Annotated in this window: 16 protein-coding genes; 2 read left to right on the top strand and 14 right to left on the bottom strand. The window is 64.6% G+C overall.

The annotated features are described in order from the left end of the window. Positions 1 to 202: 202 nt before the first annotated feature. The 4 genes from D0N36_RS04110 to D0N36_RS04125 all read right to left on the bottom strand — a co-directional run bounded on the left by D0N36_RS04110 (position 203) and on the right by D0N36_RS04125 (position 6,304). On the bottom strand, positions 203 to 1,990 hold the full coding sequence (locus D0N36_RS04110; protein WP_190242511.1) for a hypothetical protein: 1,788 nt from the start codon (positions 1,988 to 1,990) through the stop codon (positions 203 to 205). A 516-nt stretch (positions 1,991 to 2,506) separates the two neighbouring features. After that, positions 2,507 to 4,093, bottom strand: coding sequence for a BatA domain-containing protein (locus tag D0N36_RS04115; protein WP_190242512.1), 1,587 nt, complete (start codon positions 4,091 to 4,093; stop codon positions 2,507 to 2,509). Between the two features lie 251 nt (positions 4,094 to 4,344). Next, positions 4,345 to 5,220 (bottom strand): DUF58 domain-containing protein, encoded by an 876-nt coding sequence (locus tag D0N36_RS04120; protein WP_116940008.1) that lies wholly within the window; start codon positions 5,218 to 5,220, stop codon positions 4,345 to 4,347. A gap of 106 nt (positions 5,221 to 5,326) precedes the next feature. Further along, entirely contained in the window at positions 5,327 to 6,304 is a 978-nt protein-coding gene (locus tag D0N36_RS04125) for an AAA family ATPase (RefSeq protein ID WP_116940010.1), read from the bottom strand. 166 nt (positions 6,305 to 6,470) lie between these two features. On the opposite strand from D0N36_RS04125, the gene D0N36_RS04130 reads away from it, so the two are divergent. Both D0N36_RS04130 and D0N36_RS04135 read left to right on the top strand, forming a co-directional pair. Continuing rightward, positions 6,471 to 6,677 carry a DUF2059 domain-containing protein gene (locus D0N36_RS04130; protein ID WP_116940012.1) on the top strand — a complete coding sequence of 69 codons (207 nt, stop codon included), beginning with the start codon at positions 6,471 to 6,473 and terminating at the stop codon, positions 6,675 to 6,677. A 37-nt stretch (positions 6,678 to 6,714) separates the two neighbouring features. Beyond that, entirely contained in the window at positions 6,715 to 7,137 is a 423-nt protein-coding gene (locus tag D0N36_RS04135) for a hypothetical protein (protein ID WP_116940014.1), read from the top strand. 16 nt (positions 7,138 to 7,153) lie between these two features. Here the strand turns inward: D0N36_RS04135 and D0N36_RS04140 are convergent, their stop codons facing one another. The 10 genes from D0N36_RS04140 to D0N36_RS04185 all read right to left on the bottom strand — a co-directional run bounded on the left by D0N36_RS04140 (position 7,154) and on the right by D0N36_RS04185 (position 17,488). Then, positions 7,154 to 7,780, bottom strand: a complete 627-nt coding sequence (locus tag D0N36_RS04140; RefSeq protein ID WP_116940016.1) for a DUF4159 domain-containing protein — start codon at positions 7,778 to 7,780, stop codon at positions 7,154 to 7,156. Between the two features lie 91 nt (positions 7,781 to 7,871). Next, positions 7,872 to 8,294, bottom strand: a complete 423-nt coding sequence (locus tag D0N36_RS04145) for a hypothetical protein (RefSeq protein ID WP_116940018.1) — start codon at positions 8,292 to 8,294, stop codon at positions 7,872 to 7,874. Then, entirely contained in the window at positions 8,294 to 9,298 is a 1,005-nt protein-coding gene (locus D0N36_RS04150) for a phosphatase PAP2 family protein (protein WP_199798302.1), read from the bottom strand. Before D0N36_RS04150 ends, D0N36_RS04145 begins: the two co-directional genes overlap by 1 nt. Beyond that, positions 9,217 to 9,633 (bottom strand): hypothetical protein, encoded by a 417-nt coding sequence (locus tag D0N36_RS04155; RefSeq protein ID WP_199798303.1) that lies wholly within the window; start codon positions 9,631 to 9,633, stop codon positions 9,217 to 9,219. The genes D0N36_RS04150 and D0N36_RS04155 overlap by 82 nt, the downstream gene beginning before the upstream one ends. A gap of 100 nt (positions 9,634 to 9,733) precedes the next feature. Continuing rightward, entirely contained in the window at positions 9,734 to 11,563 is a 1,830-nt protein-coding gene (locus D0N36_RS04160) for a bifunctional alpha/beta hydrolase/class I SAM-dependent methyltransferase (protein WP_116940020.1), read from the bottom strand. Between the two features lie 58 nt (positions 11,564 to 11,621). Continuing rightward, positions 11,622 to 12,359, bottom strand: coding sequence for a lysophospholipid acyltransferase family protein (locus D0N36_RS04165; RefSeq protein ID WP_116940022.1), 738 nt, complete (start codon positions 12,357 to 12,359; stop codon positions 11,622 to 11,624). 114 nt (positions 12,360 to 12,473) lie between these two features. Continuing rightward, positions 12,474 to 13,448, bottom strand: a complete 975-nt coding sequence (locus D0N36_RS04170; protein ID WP_242478792.1) for a phosphatidate cytidylyltransferase — start codon at positions 13,446 to 13,448, stop codon at positions 12,474 to 12,476. Between the two features lie 38 nt (positions 13,449 to 13,486). After that, the gene (locus D0N36_RS04175) at positions 13,487 to 14,083 is read right to left on the bottom strand and encodes a CDP-alcohol phosphatidyltransferase family protein (protein ID WP_116940026.1); all 597 of its coding nucleotides are present in this window, start codon (positions 14,081 to 14,083) and stop codon (positions 13,487 to 13,489) included. A gap of 303 nt (positions 14,084 to 14,386) precedes the next feature. After that, on the bottom strand, positions 14,387 to 15,712 hold the full coding sequence (locus D0N36_RS04180) for a TldD/PmbA family protein (protein ID WP_116940028.1): 1,326 nt from the start codon (positions 15,710 to 15,712) through the stop codon (positions 14,387 to 14,389). 177 nt (positions 15,713 to 15,889) lie between these two features. Continuing rightward, positions 15,890 to 17,488, bottom strand: a complete 1,599-nt coding sequence (locus tag D0N36_RS04185; RefSeq protein ID WP_190242513.1) for a TldD/PmbA family protein — start codon at positions 17,486 to 17,488, stop codon at positions 15,890 to 15,892. Positions 17,489 to 17,594: the final 106 nt, after the last annotated feature.

Below are 17,594 nucleotides of genomic sequence, written 5' to 3' on the forward strand. Positions count from 1 at the left end.
CAGCCCGGCCGCCACGCGTAGCCCCCGCCGCCGCGTATCGGCGCGGCGCAGGGCCAGCACTGTGAGCAGCACGGCCAGCAGCAGAGGGAGCAGGTAGAGCATTTTTTAGTGCGTAGAGCTTAGCAGTTAGTGCTTAGAGTGTCATTGAACTGATGTAGCGCGAACCGGAGCTTAGCTTCGCTGTCCTTCGGTTCGCGTTGCATCAGTTCAGCAGGTTGAAATAGCGGCGGGTGAGCTGGTTGTTAGGGGCGGGGCGGGCGGTGGGGGCCGGGGCGGGTACGGGTAGCAGATTGGTGAGGGCGCGCTCCAGGGAGGGCAACCGAGTTTTATCAACGGGCTGGCGGGCCCGAAGGGCGGCCGCTACTTCGCGCAGATTGCGCAGGGCGGCGAGGTAGCGGCCGGGCGTTTGCAGGGCAGCGCGCGAAAGCTCGGGCCCTACTTGCTCCAGGGCCGCCGCAGCCCCGGCGGGGGGCGGTCCGGCCGCCCGTAGCTGCCGCACTACGGTCAGCGCGGCCCGTAGGGTGGGTTGCTGGGGTGGGGCATCAAGCTGGCGCTGACGGCGGGGGGCGGCGGCCCCGGTCAGGTCGCCGGTGAGGCGGGTGGTGGCCTCGGGCATGGGCGGCGGCGTGAAGCCGGCCTTTTTCACGTAGGCCCGGGTCTGCTGCTGCACTTCCTTCAGCAGCCGCAGGGCGCGATACTCGAAGGGCAATGCCTCGCGCAGCTGCCCGGTACGCAACCGCAGCTCCGACTCCCACATCTGGGCCAGCACGGCCTGCAGCTTGGCCTTCACGGCGGGCTCCAGAAAATCGGCCGTTTCCGAATCGTCGTGGCGGTGCATGTAGGGTTCCATCAGCTCGGCCGTGCGCGCCTCGGCGGCCGACTGCCCGGTCCCCGCCGGTAGGCCGGCGCTGTGGTCGTGGCCGTCGTTTTCGTGATGCTCCTCGGCAGCGGCGGCAGCAGGTTCGGGGGTGGTGTGGTCTTCGGCTACCACCGAGCCCATGCCCGGCGGGTCGACGGGTTTGGTGGCCTGGTCCTGCTCATCAGGGCGGGTGGCGCCGCCGATGCTTTCGTCGGTTTCCTCGCCCAAAAACTTGCCGTAGCGCATGCGCAGCAGCTTCTGGTCAACGCCGATGCTGTTGGCACGCTCCTGCACCGTGGCGGCGGGCAGCCGGCTCTGCTCGGCCAGCAGCTTTTCGGTGTCGATAATAATCTGGCGCTGGCTGCGGAAATAGGCCGGTGCCGTATTCACGCCCAACGAGGCATCGAGGGTGCTATTCTGCACCGTCGTGTCTTCCCACTGCACCAGGTAGGTGTCGGAGCGGGTCAGCTGTTGGCGGTTGTCCCAGGCCTGCAGGTAGAAGTACACCTCGTCGCCGTAGCTCAGGCCCAGGGCCCGCAGGTTGAGGACGGGGCGCAGCGTGGCGGTAGTCGGCTGGCCGCTCAGGCCGGTGCTCAGCTCGGTTATTACTTCCGTAAACTTCACCGCCTCGCCCTGGCCCTGGGCCACGGTGGCCACCAGCCGGGCCCGGCTCAGGCCGTAATCGTCCTTCAGCTGGGCCTCAATGGCTACCCGCGGCGGCTGGCCAAACTCCACCAGCGTGTAGGCTTTGGGCTGGATGAGGCGAATAACCGGGGCCTGGTCGGGCACTACTTCAATCGAATAATCGTCGGAAACCTGCCCGCCCAGCCGCAGCCGGTACAGCGCCGAGGCCGACAGCACTTCCTCATATCCAAAAGCCAGCGAATCGCCCGGCACCGGCCGCAGCGGCAGCTTGCGGGTACCCAACTCCAGCACCGGCGGCGTTTTCGAAGGGCGACTCAGCCGCACCTGCCAACGCACCCGGCTGCCGGCCGCGCACCGAAATGAGCCCGCCGCTGGCGCAAAGGCGGCCTGGCGGGTGTAAGCGGGCGGCTGCACCCGCAGCCGGGTCTCCACGATGCGCGGGGCCGTGGCGGGTTGGGCCGGAGTTTCCTGAAAGCGCAGGGCCACCGGGGCCCCAACCGTGGCCGGGGACGCTGCCCGCGCCGGGCCGCTGCCACCACACCAGCGCCGCTAGCAACAACAGCGCCGCCGCGCCGCCCAAAGCCGGCCGAAAACTGACGGGTAGTAGTGGTCCGGCGGCAGCCAAGTTCGGCAACCGCTCCTGTAGCCGTTGCTGCTGCAGGTGCTCCAGCAGGTTCAGTTGGTGGGTAGGTTGCAGCAGCAGCGCGGCGCTGTCTTCCAGAGCGGGGTGCTGCTGGTTGAGGCGGCGGGCAATGGTGGCGGGCGACTCGCGCCAGATTTGCCAGAGCGCCCAACCGGCTAGCCCGGGTAGCGCCAGCGCTATACCCGCCACGAAATAGCGCGAGCCGGGCCAGGCGGTGGCTACCGTCAGCAGTAGGGCAACGGCGGCCAGAGTGGGTAGCAGCAGGGCTAGGGTAAGGCGGCGGGCCCGGCTGCGGCCGGCGGCCAGCACCAGCCCAACCGGGGCAGCAGCTTCGGTGGCGACGGAGGCAACCGCGGGGCTCATGCGGGCTGGCGTTGGGCGGTGGAAGATTGGGAAGCAGGCGCGGTGACTGGTGCGGAACGACTGCGGCGGGCGGCCAGCAGCCGTTCCAGCGCAAACAGCAGGCCCGCCGCCAGCACCAGCCAAGGCGCCAGAGCCCGGCGCGGGGCCGTCGGTTCTGCGCCATCAATTACCGCCGCTATCGGTCCGCGCAGCTGGCTCAGGGTCAGCTGCCGCGAGTCGGGCTGGAAGGTAGCGGGAGTGGGCGGTAGCAGTAGCGGCAACAGCAGCACAGGCAGCTCGGGGCTGTCGGCGAGGGTGCTCCAGGGGGCATCGAAGCGGGTGTGCAGCCGGTAGCGGCCGGTTGGATGCCAGCTCAGCAGCGGCCGGCCGGCGGTAGTAATCCATACCGGCAGCGCCCCCGGCCGGGCAGCTGTATCGAGCCGGGAAATAGAACTGATGTCGGCGCTGGCGGCGAACTGGAATTCGGTGGTGAAAGCCTTGGTAGCGGAGCCGGCTTCCTGCCAGACGTGCACCGCTGGGTCAGCAGCCCAACGAGCGGGCAGCGGGGCGTCGCGCAGCCAGAACAGCCAGTCGAGCGAGTCAGGTGGTAGCACTTCTGAGGTGGAAACAACTAGCCGGGGCGGCAGCGGCAGTACCGGGGCCACGGCCCGCAAGGCGGCCGCCAGTACCCGGGCCGAGGCGGCGTGGGCCTTGTCGTGGCTCAGGTGCCAGCGCGGTGTCCGGCGCAGCAGCGGCAAGGTGCGGCGGCGGCCGTTTTCGGTTACGAGCAACTCCTGTTGATTTGCCAGCCTGATTTCCGCCCCGCCCCAACTACCACTTATGGGTTGCCCCAGGTCCGGCCGCCGCACGCGCACTTTCTGGTAGGATATGGCCAACTCCGAGCCGTTCGCTACCAAAATCAGCAGGCTGTCGGGGTGCGTGCGCCAGGCGGCTACGGGCCAGCGGCTCGAATCGGGCGGGGGCAGGGGCAGCCAACGCACGGCCGCCGGCAGCGCCGGGCGGGTTCCCCGGAATGCGGCCACGCTCAGCGGCACAACCACCACCAGCGGCCGGCCGGGCAACGAATCGGCGGCGAGCTGCACGGTGCTCCAGAGGTTGGGCGCGGCTACCAAAACAGTGTCAGCAGTGAGGCGGGCCGGGGCCTGCGCGGTGGTGTCGCCGAGGCCCAGCGCCGCCCACGGCCGGGCTGCACTAACGGGGCGTGAGTTGGAAAGCTGGCGCAACTCGTAGCCGCGCTGCCGCAACGAATCGAGCATTGGGCGCATCGGGGCCAGAGCGGCGGGGGTTATGCCGGGAGCCAGCAGCACCTGCCCGCGGCGGGGCGGCACCGGCAGCAGTTGCAGTGGTTCGGCCACAGCCAGCGCCACCAGCCCCAGCACGGCGGCCCGCAGCAGAAACAGCAGCAGCTGCTCAGGTTTGATGTTGCGTAGGCGCTGGTTGGCGGCCGCTTCCAGCCACCGCACGCTGCCCACCCGCACCACCCGGCCCGGCCGGCGGTTCCAGAGGTAAATGGCCAGCGGTACGGCCAGCCCCAGCAGGGCCAGCCAACCAGCGGCGGCGTGAGAGAAGAAAATCGGCGGCACAGGTTGGACTACTCGAAGGGTAAAATCGATTTCACGCAGTGTTTCGCAGTGTTTCGCAGTGGATGACGCAGGGTCTCGCAGTGCCGTTCAACGGCCACCCCGATACCCTGCGTCATCCACTGCGAAACACTGCGTGCAAAGAATATAGGGCTGGAAGCACGAAAAATACAGACAAGCTGAAAAACAGACGCAAATCGGCGGTGGTAGTTGCGGCGGGTTGTACCGCGAAGCAGCGCTGGGCGGTATGGAGGTTATGATCCCCGGGCACGGCGGCGCAGGAATTCGCGTAACGCGTCGGTAAGAGGTTCGGCGGTGCTTAGGAGCTGGTAGTCGAAGCCGAGGGTGCGGGCGCGGCGGGCGGTGGCCTGCAGCCAGGGTTGCAGCTGCTGCTGCCAGGCGCGGCGTTGCTGGCCGGCATCGAGCTGGAGTTGCTGGCCGGTTTCGAGGTCCTCGAACGTTACGGCCCCGCGAAACGTGAATTCCAGCTCGTTGCGGGCCATCAGGTGCAGCACCAGCACCTCACCCGCGGCCGCCCGCAGCCGTGTCAGCAGCCGCTCGACTTCGCCGTTTTCCTCGTACCAATCGGTTACGCAGATGGTGAGGGCGGGCTGGCGGCGGGCGGTGAGGGGCGCGAGCGTGGCAGTGTCGGGGAATTGGCCGGCGGCGTCGGCGGTTTCGAGGGCGTGGTAGAGGCGGGCCAGCTGGCGGGCGTCGGCCCGGGACGGCAGGTGGCGCAGGCCGGCGGGGTGCAGCACCGTGAGGGCTACCGCGTCGCCCTGCTGGGTGGCCACGTAAGCCAGCGTGGCGCACAGCAGGCGGCCGTATTCGAGCTTGCTCAGGCCGTTGTCGTCGCGGTGGTTCATGCTGGCCGTGGCATCGAGCACCAGGTGTACCGTCAGGCTGGTATCCACCTCAGATTCGCGCAGGTAATAACGGTCAGAACGGGCCGCTAAGCGCCAGTCGAGGCGGCGCAAATCGTCGCCGGGCTGGTAGGGGCGGTACTGGCTGAACTCCATGCCCGCGCCCTTGCGCCGGCTTAGGTGGGCACCGTGCAGCAGCCCCTCGGCGGCAGTTTTGGCGGCCAGCGGCAGGTTATGCAAGGCGTGCAGGTGTTCGGGAGTCAGCATAAGGATTTCACGCAGGGTCTCGGGGTGGGTAACGCAGGGTCTCGGGGTGGCCGTTGAACGACACTGCGAGACACCGCGTCATCCACCCCGAGACCCTGCGTGAAATTTATAACTGTACGTCCCGCAGCAACGCCACCACCGCATCTTCCGTCGTCAGGCCCTCGGCTTCGGCGTTGAAGTTGAGTAGGATACGGTGGCGCAATACGGCCGGCGCCAAGGCCCGCACATCATCCTGCGTAGCAGCGAAGCGGCCCTGCAGCAGGGCGCGGGCTTTGGCGCACAGAATCAGGGCCTGGCCCGCGCGCGGGCCGGCGCCCCAACGGCCGTAATCCTGAATAAATTTGACCTGGGAGGTAGCCGGGCGGGTGGCCCGCACCAAGCGGTTCACCTGCTGCACCAGCTCCTCGCTGATGCTCACTTGGCGGGTCAGGAGCTGCAGCTGGCGCACATCGTCGCCGCTGAGGATGGGCTGCACCTCGGGCCGGGCGGTGCCGGTGGTGCCCGTGAGTACGGCCAGCTCCTCCTGCTCGGTGGGGTAGCCGATGCGTACGTAGAGCAGAAACCGGTCGAGCTGGGCCTCGGGGAGCGGGTAGGTGCCGCTCTGCTCAATGGGGTTCTGGGTGGCCAGCAGAAAGAACGGCTTGGGCAGTGCGTGCTCCTGGCCGGCGTAGGTTACGTGGCCTTCCTGCATGGCTTCGAGCAGCGCGGCCTGGGTTTTGGGCGGCGTCCGGTTGATTTCGTCGGCCAGCACCAGGCTGGCGAAAATAGGGCCGGGGTTGAACTTGAACGAGCGGTGGCCGGTGCCGTGGTCTTCCTCCAGAATCTCGGTGCCCAGAATGTCGGTGGGCATGAGGTCGGGCGTGAACTGGATGCGGCGGAAGGGCAGGTCGGTGGCCTGGGCCAGCGTGCGCACGAGCAGGGTTTTGGCCAGCCCCGGCACGCCTTCGAGCAGGGCGTGGCCGCCGGCCAGCAGCGCCACCAGCACTTCTTCCAGCACCTGCTGCTGACCCACAATTACTTTCCCTATTTCAGCCTTGAGCAGCGGAATTTTCGCCAGCAGGCGGTGTACGTCTTGTTCGGTCATTTGTGGGGTCTGGAAGACTTGGGAACTGGGGCTGAGGTAAAGTCTGGTAAAAGTGTCGGAAGGATGCGTGGCAGGCGGATTCGATGGCTATATTCCTGTCATCACGAAGTCTGATTCAACCCAAACCTGGTTTGTGCTCCGGCAAAGTAGGCGCTTGTTTCGAGCTATGAAAACAACGCTACGTTTTGCCACACTGTTTTTGCTGCTGCTGAGTGGCGGCGCGGCCTTCGCCCAGACGCCCCCCGCTTCGGAGCCAGCAGCAGTGCGGGCGTACCGCAACGTGGTGCGGCTAGATGTTCTCGCGGTGTTCACGCGCAATCGGTCCCGTTTGGTGTATGGCGAAACGGCCCTGCCGCTGCTGCTGAGGCTATGAGCGGCAGGTTGGCCAGCGCCTGAGCGGCAGCGTAGAAGTGCTGCTCAACGCCAACGACTCCAAGGACCATATAACGGGGCTGGCGCTGCAAATGCGCTACTACGTTCCCCAATCGCGTAATCCGGCCGCCCTGACCGGCTTCTACGTGGCCCCTACGCTCAGCACCCGGCGGGTAAAGCAGAGCGATAGGGTGCTGGTGGCCTGCTACGGCACACCGAACTACACGCCGGGGGGACGCAGCCGGGCGCTGGGCGGCGCGGGTCTGCTGGTAGGGCGCCAGACGCCTATCGGCCAAAAGAAGCGCGTTCTGGTAGATGCATCGGTGGGGCTGATGAGCTGGCAACCGTGGGATAAGTCGGCGGCCCCATATGGCTGCCCAGGCTACTCTAACGACTTCACGAAATACGAGCGGCACACGCTCGTGCCGGATGGCCGCCTGAGCCTGGGCTACCGCTTTTAGCAACCCCGTAACGACATCAGGCTGTTAGTGCGTAGAGGATGATGTTGACGCCGAATTTGGTGTTGTCTTCGGCCAGGAAACGCTTGTTGCGGAAGTCGTAGTCCCACTCGCAGCCGTAATCTTTGTTGGAGTACAGCACCCGCAGGCGGCCGTCTATTTCGATGCCTTTGAGGTAGTCATGCACCAGGTCGTCGCCCCAGCCGTTGAGCTCGAAGCCGGTGTTGGGCGGGCCCTCCGGAAACTGGAAAAACTGCGAGTAAACCGGGTGCGACTTCGGCAGCTTCTTCAGCGCCCCGGCCCCGAAACACACCCGCATCTGCTCCTCGAAAGAGCGCGCAAACAGCCCGTCGATATCGTGGTTGCAGTCATCGACAAACACGAAGCCACCGCCGCGCACGTACTGCTCGAAGTTCTTCTTTTCGGCCGCCGAAAACTGCACCAGCCGATGGCCCGAGAGGTAGCAGAACGGGTAGCGAAACAGCTCCTCCGAATCGAGAGCCACTACTTTTTCCTTGGGCGCCACCGGCACCTTGGTGTACTGTACCAGTGAGTGCAGCAGGTTGGCTGGCATCCGCTCATCCACCGCATCCCAGTCGCCGGAGCGGTAACTGAGGCGCACAAAGGTAAAAGCAGCAGCGGGCATGAGGATGGTTTGAGTTGTAATGATACGGGCTGTCAGGCAAGGAAACGCGGCCGCCCCCAGAGTTGCACGCGTGCCGGGCTTTTGTGTCGGTTTAGCGGCCCCAAATCAGCAGCGTTCCTAACGCCAGCAACTGCGCCGCCACAACCAGCGCCTGCCGCATCACCAGCTGCCGGCCCCCGCGCCAGCGGCTTTCCGGCGTCCGGGGCGGCGGGGCGGGGCGGCCCAGAAATTTGGCCAGCGTCGCATCAAAGTCAGCGGTAACTTCATGTTGCTCGTGCAGCAAGGCGAAGAACTCGGCGTCAAGAGCCATACGCCACGCATAGTACTTGGCCAGCGCGGCCAGCAGCAGGGCCCCAACCAGCCCAATAACCACACCCGGTCCCGCCGGCAGCGGCAGCAGCGCCTGCCCCAGCGTGCCCAGCAGCAGCACCGACGAGGCCCCGTCGAGCACCCGGCCGGCCCGCAGAAAGCCCTGCGTTACGCGGTAAATCAGCGGGTTTTCGGGAGGGAGCATCAGCTTAGGGCGGGTTGAGGTTCGACGGCTAAGGTAGCCTGATATGCGGCCAGCACCGCCAAGTGGCGTTCGGTGAGGTGCACCTGGGGCCGGGCGACCCGCAATTGCGCTACGGCTTCGGCGGGTGTAGCGGCGCGGCCGGTAGCCAGCAGCCAGGCCGCCACAACCAGCGCACTCCGCGAGTAGCCCAGGGCGCAATGCACCAGTACCGGCTGGTGCGGCCACAGCGTATACAGGGCCTCCACGGCATGCTGTAGTTCTTCTGAAGAAGGCAGCACTAAATCCAGCAGCGGTACGCTTTGATGGGGCCGGGCACGGGCCTTTGGGTTTAGGTTGAACTCGGCCGTGAGGTCGAGCACCGCGCCATAGGCAGGTTCGGGCCAGTCGGCGCGGCCGGGGGCGCGGCCCAGCCAGAGGCCGGGCAGTACCTCGGCCGCAGGAGCCTGTTGGCGCGTAAACAGGCGCGAGGAAATCCAGGCGCCCAGCCGGTAGGGCGCGAGCAGTAGCCGGGCGGCGAAGCTCTGGCGGCCGTTGTGCTTCTGAAACACCGATGCGCCCAGCCCGGCATAGGCCAGGCTCACGAGCAGCAGCGCGCCGGCGGGCCACAGCAGCAGCCAGCCCCAGTTGCCAAGTGCGGCAGCCGTGGCCAGCAGCAGCGCCGCGCCCAACCCATAGCCAGCCGCCAGTTTGCGCCGCCAGGGTCGGTCGGCGGGGGCTTGTACCGGCCGCCAGGTCCGCGGGGAATCCGGGAACAGGTAGAGGCAAACCACTCCCACCGCTGCCCCGGCCACGCCGTCGATAAAGTGGTGCTGGTAGGTTGTGAAAACCGACAGCGTAATCAGCCCGAACCAGCCCGCCAGCAGCCCGCGCATTAGCCCCCGCGAGTGGCGCCAGTACACCAGCCCCACCAATAGCGCCAGGCTCACGTGCAGCGAAGGTGCCTGGTTGTAGGGCTTGTCAAACCCCGCCAGCACCTCAAACAGCCATCCATTAAACCCATCCACGCCGGCCGCGCAAAGCTGAACTGCAGCGGAAACAGCAGAAACCCCAGCACCGACAATGCGCTGGCACTCAGCAGTCGTTTGGCGTGGGCATCCAACTCGGCGCGGGTGGCGCACAGCAGCAGCGAGCCGGCATAAAACGCATCGAGCGACATGTAGGGCACGATGGTCCAGGCCCAGAACGGGATGTAGTGCTCCCAGCTGAACACCAGCGAATCAACGTGCCCCAACTGGCCCGTCCACCAGTTGGCCAAGCCGTAGGAGAGGAAAAAGAACGGCCCCAGTAGCAGCAGCCACCCCAGCGCCCGCAGCCAAGGGCGGTTTTGGAAGAAGTGCATAAGGAATAGGTGCTTGAGTCGTTTCCTGATGAGGCGAGCAAAAAGGGAGAAGCTCGCGGAGAATTACTTCCGCGAGCTTCTCCAATAAACCATGTGCTTGTTAGCTTACCGCAGCGGTTTCCTGAGCTGCTAGCTGCTTTGTAGCATCCGAGGAACCACCGGTCCGCCGGGCAATCGACACGGTGAAGATGCCCCACTGGTCGGTGAGCTGGTCGAGCTTTTCGAAGCCGGCCTGGGCGACTAGCTCGTCGATTTCGGCCTGCACGCGGCGGCGCATTACCCAGGCGCCGTTGTCGCGGTGGCTGGTGAGCGAACGGGCAATCATTTCGAGCTGCGGGTGCCAGGGCTGGTTGGTGTAGAGCAGGTAACCGCCCGGCTCCACAGCCTCGGCGAGGCCCGCCAGCGACTTGCGCACCAGCTCGTTATCGGCAAACAGCTCGTAGAGGCCCGACACGATGGCCAGCGTAGGGCGGGGCTGCAGGGCCGCCAGACCGGCCGCGTCGAAGGCGTCGCCCTCCTCAAATTGGGCAATGTCGGCCAGGCCCTGCTCGGCAATCAGGCGGCGGCCGTCGGCCACGTTGGCGGGGCTGTAGTCGCGCAGAAGAATATGCTCAACCTGACCAGGATGCTGAGACGCGGCGGCCAAGGCATAGCGGCCGTGCCCGGCGGCAATATCGAGCAGGCGCACGGGCTGGCCGGCGTCGCGCAGCAGCCCGATGGCCCGCCCGATGAGCCGCTCCAGGTGCGCCCGGCGGATGCGGATGCCGCGCCAGCCGATGCTGTTGAGGAACACGCCGTCCACGATTTTGCCGATGGGCGTGAGGCCCTGGCGGCGGTTCTGGTACACGTAATCGAGGGTGCTGCCCGAGTCGAAGCCGGTGGCCAGGCCGTTCTTGATTCCCTTGGAGAACCGGCCGCCCACCTTAATCCAGAACCGTCCCATGGTCCAATACAGCCGGGCCAGGGCCGAGCCGGCGGGGCGGGTCAGCTGGTCGAACTCGGTTTTGGTGAAGCCCTGGCGGTCGGCTTCGAGCAGGCTCAGGGGCCGGGCCGGTGCTTCGGCGAAAACCCGCATGATGAAGGCGCGGGCCATGGCAATGGGCTTGGCGCGGTCCAGCTCGCCGAGCGTGTCGTGCAGGAAGCCGGGGAAGCGGTGGATTTCCTTGATGGGGCTGCTCAGGTTGCCGAAGAAACGGTCCTGGGGCTCCTCGTACACCACTTGGTCGTCGCCCGAAATCAGGATCTGGGCGGGTACGTGGATGGCGGCCGCATCGGCCACCACGCGCTGGCCGGCGTCGGCCACGTCGAGCAGGATGTTGGCTGCAATGGGGCGGGTGATGAGCGAATCGGCCGTGTAGGAGGCAATGCGGGCCGGATCGTGGGTGAGCTGGGTGGGCTTGACGTAGGAGTTGACGAAGTAATTGCCGCGCACCGCGTACAGCAGCCGCAGCCCCGCCAGCGCCCCCGGCACAATCAGGTTGATGCTGAAGGCCGGCGCAGCCAGCACCATGCCGCGCAGCCGGGGCGCGTAGTCGTGCACCCAGGTAGCCAGCGTCACGGCCCCGAAACTCTGCCCGATGGCGGCCACGTTTTCGGTGGCGATTTTGTGAGTTTGGGCGATGTGGCGCATAAATTCGTCCACATCTTTCACCAGCACGCCGTAGTTTTCGGCCGCGCCCCGCTCGCCCGACGAAAGGCCCAGCCCGCGGGCATCCCAGGCAAAAATATCGAAGCCCGGCAGCTCCAGCTCGTCGGCCAAGTGGGCCATGCGCCCGCCGTGCTCGTGGCCCCGATGGAACAGCACCACCGCCTTGCGGGGCCCTTCGGAAGCCTCGGTGGCCGGCCAGTGCCGGTAAAACAGCTCCGCGTTATCAAACGACGAAAAATGGCGCTCCTCGCAGGGGCGGGCAGTGGCGTAAGTAAGTTGCATCAGTGAGTTGGGAAGGTGAGGACTTGGAATATTGGGTCTTGGATAAACGCTGTCATGCTCAGTATGACTGTTCTTTTGGCTGTTGTGACACCTCGTTCAGCTCGTCGGGCAGGTCTTCTTCCTCCCCAGCCGGTGGGGCTATTTTGCCGCGCAGGTGCTCGAAGTTGCTTCGCAGGGAAGCCAGAAAAGTGGCTTTATCGGGGAGCAGGGGCACGGGGCGGCCCACGGCTACTTTCACCTGGAAGGGCACCGGGATAGAGCGGCCGCGGGGCAGCGCGCGGCCCAGCCCGTGCATGAACACCGGCACGATGGGCACCTCGGGGAAGCGCTGGGCCAGATGCCAGACGCCGGGTTTCAAATCGGATAACTGCTCGGGCTGACCGCGGGTGCCTTCGGGAAAGATGAGCAGCACCTGACCCGCTTCGAGGGCCCGGTAGCATTCTTCGAGCGGATCGGCTTCGCCTTTGCGGGCCCCGCCGCGCTCAATCGGAATGATGCCGACGAAATTGCGGGCTAGCCACTCAAACCACTTCACCTTGCAGAAATAGTCGGCCGCGGCGGCCGGCCGCACCCGCGGTACACTCAGGAAGGGAAACAAGGAGAGCAGGACCATGAAATCGAGGTGGCTGTTGTGGTTGGCCACCACAATGGCCGGCCCATTTGCCGGCAGCCGCTCGCGGTGCCGCACCCGCAGCCCCAGCCCCAGCAGCACCAGCGGGTAGGCCACGAACAGCATAAACAGCCACCGTAGCACCGCTTGACCAGCTTTCAGGAAGGGATTGGTGGGAGTGGACATTGAGGAGCAGCCAGGAGATAGTAGCCAGAAGATTGGAATGAGGTAATAAATCGAGTTGTATGGATACTTCCTGGGATGATTAAGGTACTGACAGGACAACCAATTCTAGCTTCTTCAATAATAGAAGTAATAAATGAAGTGGAAGAACAGGGGCGCGGTGTAGGTGAGCGAGTCGAGCCGGTCGAGGGCGCCGCCGTGGCCGGGCAGCAGGCGGCCGGAGTCTTTCACGCCGATGTCGCGCTTGATGGCGGAAATCACCACGTCGCCGGTGAAGCCGAAGAGGCTGATGAGGATACCCGCCAGCACGGCGTCGAGCGGACTGAACGGTGTGAGCCAAGGCGCCAGCAGCCAGGCCAGTAAGGTAGTAGTCAGCACGCCGCCAACCAGTCCTTCGAGGGTTTTGTTGGGGCTCACGCGGGGCGCAATGGCGCGGCGCCCCAGCAGCTTACCCCACAGGAATTGCGCCACGTCGTTGAGCTGGGTGAGCACGAGCAGGTAGAAAACGAGCATCTCGCCGCGGATTGGCCCGTGGGTTCCGGCGTGGACGGGCAGCGCCAGCAGGTAGGCCAGGTGGCTGATGCTGAACACGGTCGTCATCAGGCCCCAGTGCAGCGTGCCGGCGGCCCGCAGGAAGCCTTTGGTTTCGCCGGCTATGACCATGCGCAAAGGCAGCAGCAGGAACACGTACACCGGAATGAAAATGATGAACATGCCGTACCAGGCCATGTGCACCCACAGGTACTGCACCGGAATGGCGAGGTAGACCAGCAGCAGCGTGGGACTATCGACGGGCCGGGTGGGTACCAGCGACACGAATTCCTTGAAGCCCAGGTAGCTCACGAAAGCCGTCAGGCCCAGGGCCACAATCGGGTCGAAACTCAGGGCCAGAAACAGCAGCCCCGCCAGCCACCACCAGGTTTGGATGCGCAACCGCACCGACGTGTAGTTGCGCGCCGGATACCGCCGGATCAGCAGCGCCGTAACGGCCGAAGCCACCACCAGCACCACCAGAATTCCCCCGAAAGCATATGCCAGAACGCCGTGCATTTTTGTAGTGATGAAAGGTGAGAGGTGAGAAGGATGTGTCATGCTGAGCATGACATATTCTTTTACTAACACTTGACCACTCACGCCAACGCCTTGCGGGCCCGGTTCCAGCAGGTGAACAGCAGCAGTAGCGCCAGGGCGCCGAAGAAGTAGTTGAGGTAGGGGCCGACCGGCAGCCCCAAACCCACGGCCAGCGCCAACGCCCCGAACAAAAAGGCCCGGTCGCTCTTGCCGGCAGGGCCCTCGTAGCGACGCTCCTCGCCTACTACCTGGCCCAGCAGGCCCACGAATTCGGTTAGTACCGCCAGCACCACTACCAAGCCTACCAGAGCCGGAGATGCGCCGGGTAGCAGGGCGAAAGGCGCGTACAGGGCCGCGTCGGATACCACGTCGCCGGTTTCGTTGAGCATGGCCCCGAGGCGGCTCTGCTGGTTGAACTCGCGGGCCAGCAGTCCGTCGATGGCGTTGAGGGCCATGCGCAGCAGCAGAAACGCGGGCAGCAGCCCCCAGGCCCAGCGGCTGCCGGGATACAGCCAGAGCCAGCCACCGTAGGCTACCGAGGCCAGCGCGGCCGCCACCGTTACAGTGTTGGCCGTAATGCCAGCGCGGTGCAGACCCGCTAACACGGGCCGCAGCAATTGCTGAAAAAGGGGCTTCAGTTGATAAATAGAAGGCATGGCGGAAGATAGGGAACGTGGCACAGCTTGCATGGCAGCCAGACTATAAGGCTGTGCAAAGCTGCCGCAGTTTCAGTTCGCATGAAAGGTAGAAAAGCCACTGAGCAGACTTGTGGCAGCTTCAGTCAATCAACTTAAAAGGCGGAATTGACAGCGCAGAAGCCTAAAAAGGCTCGCCACATCAGACTTTACAACTGCCAGTCCGGACGGTTCAGGATATCCCACTGCTGCCCCACAAGTAAAAAGCCCACCCGGCAGCTTGCCAAGTGGGCCTTTCAACTTATACCAGCGCAGTCTTACGGCTTACACCGCGTCCGACAAGCTGGTAAACGTAAAGTCGCGGATTTTGAGCGGGGGCACGAGGTTGCCGCCGATGCGCACCGGGCGGCCAATGGCCTCCACGTTGTTGAGCATAATCACCGGCGACTCGTTGAAGCGGAAGTTTTTGATGGGAAACTTGATCTGGCCGTTTTCGATGTAGAACGTGCCGTCGCGGGTCAGGCCGGTGTACAGCAGCGTCTGGGGGTCGACGTCGCGGATGTACCACAGGCGCGTGACGAGAATGCCCTTGGCGGTGCCCTTGATGAGGTCCTGCACGCTCTGGGTGCCGCCTTCCATGATCCAGTTGCCGGGGAAAGCCGTGGCGGGCTTGCCGCTTTTCTGGCCCCAGTAGCGCGAGTAGTAAAGGTTGGAAACCTTCCCCTTATCAATCCAGGTCATGCGCTTTACTGGCAGGCCCTCGCCATCGAACACGCCGCTGGGCACCTCGGCGTTAAGTGGGTCGGAGTAGATGGTGATGCGCTCATCAAAGAGCTTTTCGCCCACCTTGTTTCCGCCGCCTTTCTTACTCAGAAACGAGCGACCCTCGTCGGCTTCGCGGGCCCCGAGGCTGTACATGAGGTTGTTGAGCAGCCCCTCATCCGAGGCCAGCGCGGCGGGCTCCAGAATAACGGTGTACTTGCCGGGCTCCAGCGCCCGGGCGTTGCGCGAGCCGGCGGCTTTGTCGGCGGCCAGCTGAGTCAGGTTTTTGGCGTTGAACTTGGCCGCGTCGGTGTAGTCGGCCGTGGCGTAGCCCGAGCCGGTACCGTCGGGCGTGCGCACCGTGATGCTGAAATCGACGTTCGTGCTCTGCTGATAAGCCTCCAGCCCCTTGTTGTTGCGCAAGGCCTGGAAGTAGGCGCCGTCTTCGAGGTAGCCGGCGGCCGTCAGGTTTTTGGCCGTGCACAGCGCAATACTGTCGCCGGCCGCTTGGGCCCGAAAATCGGGCGTAATGGCGGCGGTGCTGGCGGCGTAGGCCGTGGGCGTGAGGTACTGCTGGGGCCCGAGCAGGGGCATGTATTCGGCGTCTTCGGGGGCGAGGCGGGCAATTTCTTCGGCCCGCTGCACGCAGCGCTTCAGCGTGGCGTCGTCGAACTCGTTGCAGGTGGCAATGCCCGAGCGTTTGCCGAAGCGCGCTTCCACGGCCAGGCTCACGTTGTCGGTGGCCCCAGCGGTGCTCACCGAGTTGCGGGCGTAGCGGACGTTGCCGGTGGTGCGCCCGCTCAGGCTGGCCTGGCACTCATCAGCTTTGCTGAAACCAAGCACCTTTTTCAGGATGGCCTGGGCTTCGTCTTTGGAAAGGATAGCCATGTTTTTCTATTTAAGCTGTTAGCTGAGATACCTGTTCAGGAAATGGTCAATCGTAATCAGAACGTCATGCTGAGCTTGCCGAAGCATCTCTACCGCTTCGTTGCGGTAGTAATCCAACGAAGCGGTAGAGATGCTTCGGCAAGCTCAGCATGACGTTCTTGTGACTTTCTAAACAGCTTAAATTTTACGGGCGACGTTGATCACGTTCACGTTGTTGAAGCGCGTGGTGGCCGAGCCGTGGCTGACGGCCGAACTCTGGCTGGGCTGGCCCTTGCCGTCGTTGAAGAAGCCCGCGAGCCGGTAGTCCGACTGGTCGCAGGAGCCGGCACAGGAGTTCCAGAACTCCAGCGTGTTGGTCTGGTAGGCCACATCTTCGAGCATCTCCGTGATTTTGCCCTTCTCGATGGCGTAGAATACCTGCCCGCCAAACTGCGAGTTGTAGCGCTGCTGGTCGATGGAGAACGAACCGTTGCCGGCAATGTAAATGCCCTTGTCCACCTTGCTCACCATCTCATCGACGCTCATTTTACTGGTGCTCGGCTTGAGGCTGATGTTGGGCATGCGCTGGAACTGCACATCCTGCCACGACTGCGAGTAGCAGCAGCCGTCCGACTCCTTCTGGCCCACAATCATGGCCTGGTCGCGGATTTTCTGGTAGTCCACCAGCTTGCCTTCTTTGATGATGTTCCACTCCTTGGTTTTCACCCCTTCATCGTCCCAGCCCACGGCCCCCAGCGAATTAGGCTGGAGCTTATCGGCCATAATATCAACTACTTTCGAGCCGTAGGGCTGGCCCTTGGCCTTCCACTCCAGCGTGGCGAAACTGGTGCCGGCAAAGTTGGCCTCATAGCCCAGCACGCGGTCAAGCTCCGTGGGGTGGCCCACCGATTCGTGGATGGTCAGGCCCAGGTGGTGCGGGTCGAGCACGAGGTCGTACTTGCCGGCCGTTACCGATTTACAGGTGAGCTTCTGCTTGGCCTGCTTGGCGGCCAGGGCGGCGTCTTCCAGCATGTCGTAGCTGTTTTTGTAGCCGACCACGCCCGAGCCCTGGGGACCGGCCACTTTGTCGGCGGCCTTGGGCTGCAGGTACTCGTAGCCCATGCCCATCGGGGCGCTGAGGGCCGAACGCGAGCGGAACTTGCCCGAGGCGCGGTCGACGACCGTCACGCCGAACGTGGGGAAGATGCGGTGGATATCCTGGTCGATGTAGGAGCCGTCGGTGGAGGCGAAGTACTTCTGCTCGTTCACGGCAAACAGCACCGAATTCACGAACGAAGCGCCGTTGTCGAGGGCGGCGGCGTTGGTGGCCAGCAGCAGGTCCACCTTGTCTTTGATGGGCACTTCGAAGGCGTTGATTTTGATGGGTGCCTTCCACGAAACCTCGCCGAAACCCTTCTGCGGGGCCAGCTGCACCTGTTCTTTCTGCACCTTGCTGTTGGCCTTGGCAATCTGGACGGCCAGTTGGGCCGCTTTGGCAATGCCCGCCTCGGTTACCGTATTAGTGGCCGCGAAGCCCCAGGTACCGTTGGCAATTACGCGCACGCCCACCCCAAAACTCTCGGAGCTGACGATGTTCTGCACCTGCTTTTCGCGGGTGAACACGCCCTGGTTGAGGTAGCGCCCGATGCGCACATCGGCGTACGAAGCGCCGGCCGATTTGGCGGCGTTCAGCGCTACATCGGCCAGGCGCTTCTTCACGGCCACATCGAGGCCCGGCTCCAGCAGGCGGGCGGGGTCTACCAGGTCGCGGCGAAACCGGGAATAGCGGGCAGCCACAGGGCACTGGCGGCCAGGCCGGTCAGGCCCACAAAGTCACGTCGTTTCATAAATCACAGATGGTGCAGATGGTGCAGATGAAAAGGATTCGTTCTGAATCACAGCT

The organism is Hymenobacter lapidiphilus (assembly GCF_003417065.2).
Lineage (GTDB): Bacteria > Bacteroidota > Bacteroidia > Cytophagales > Hymenobacteraceae > Hymenobacter.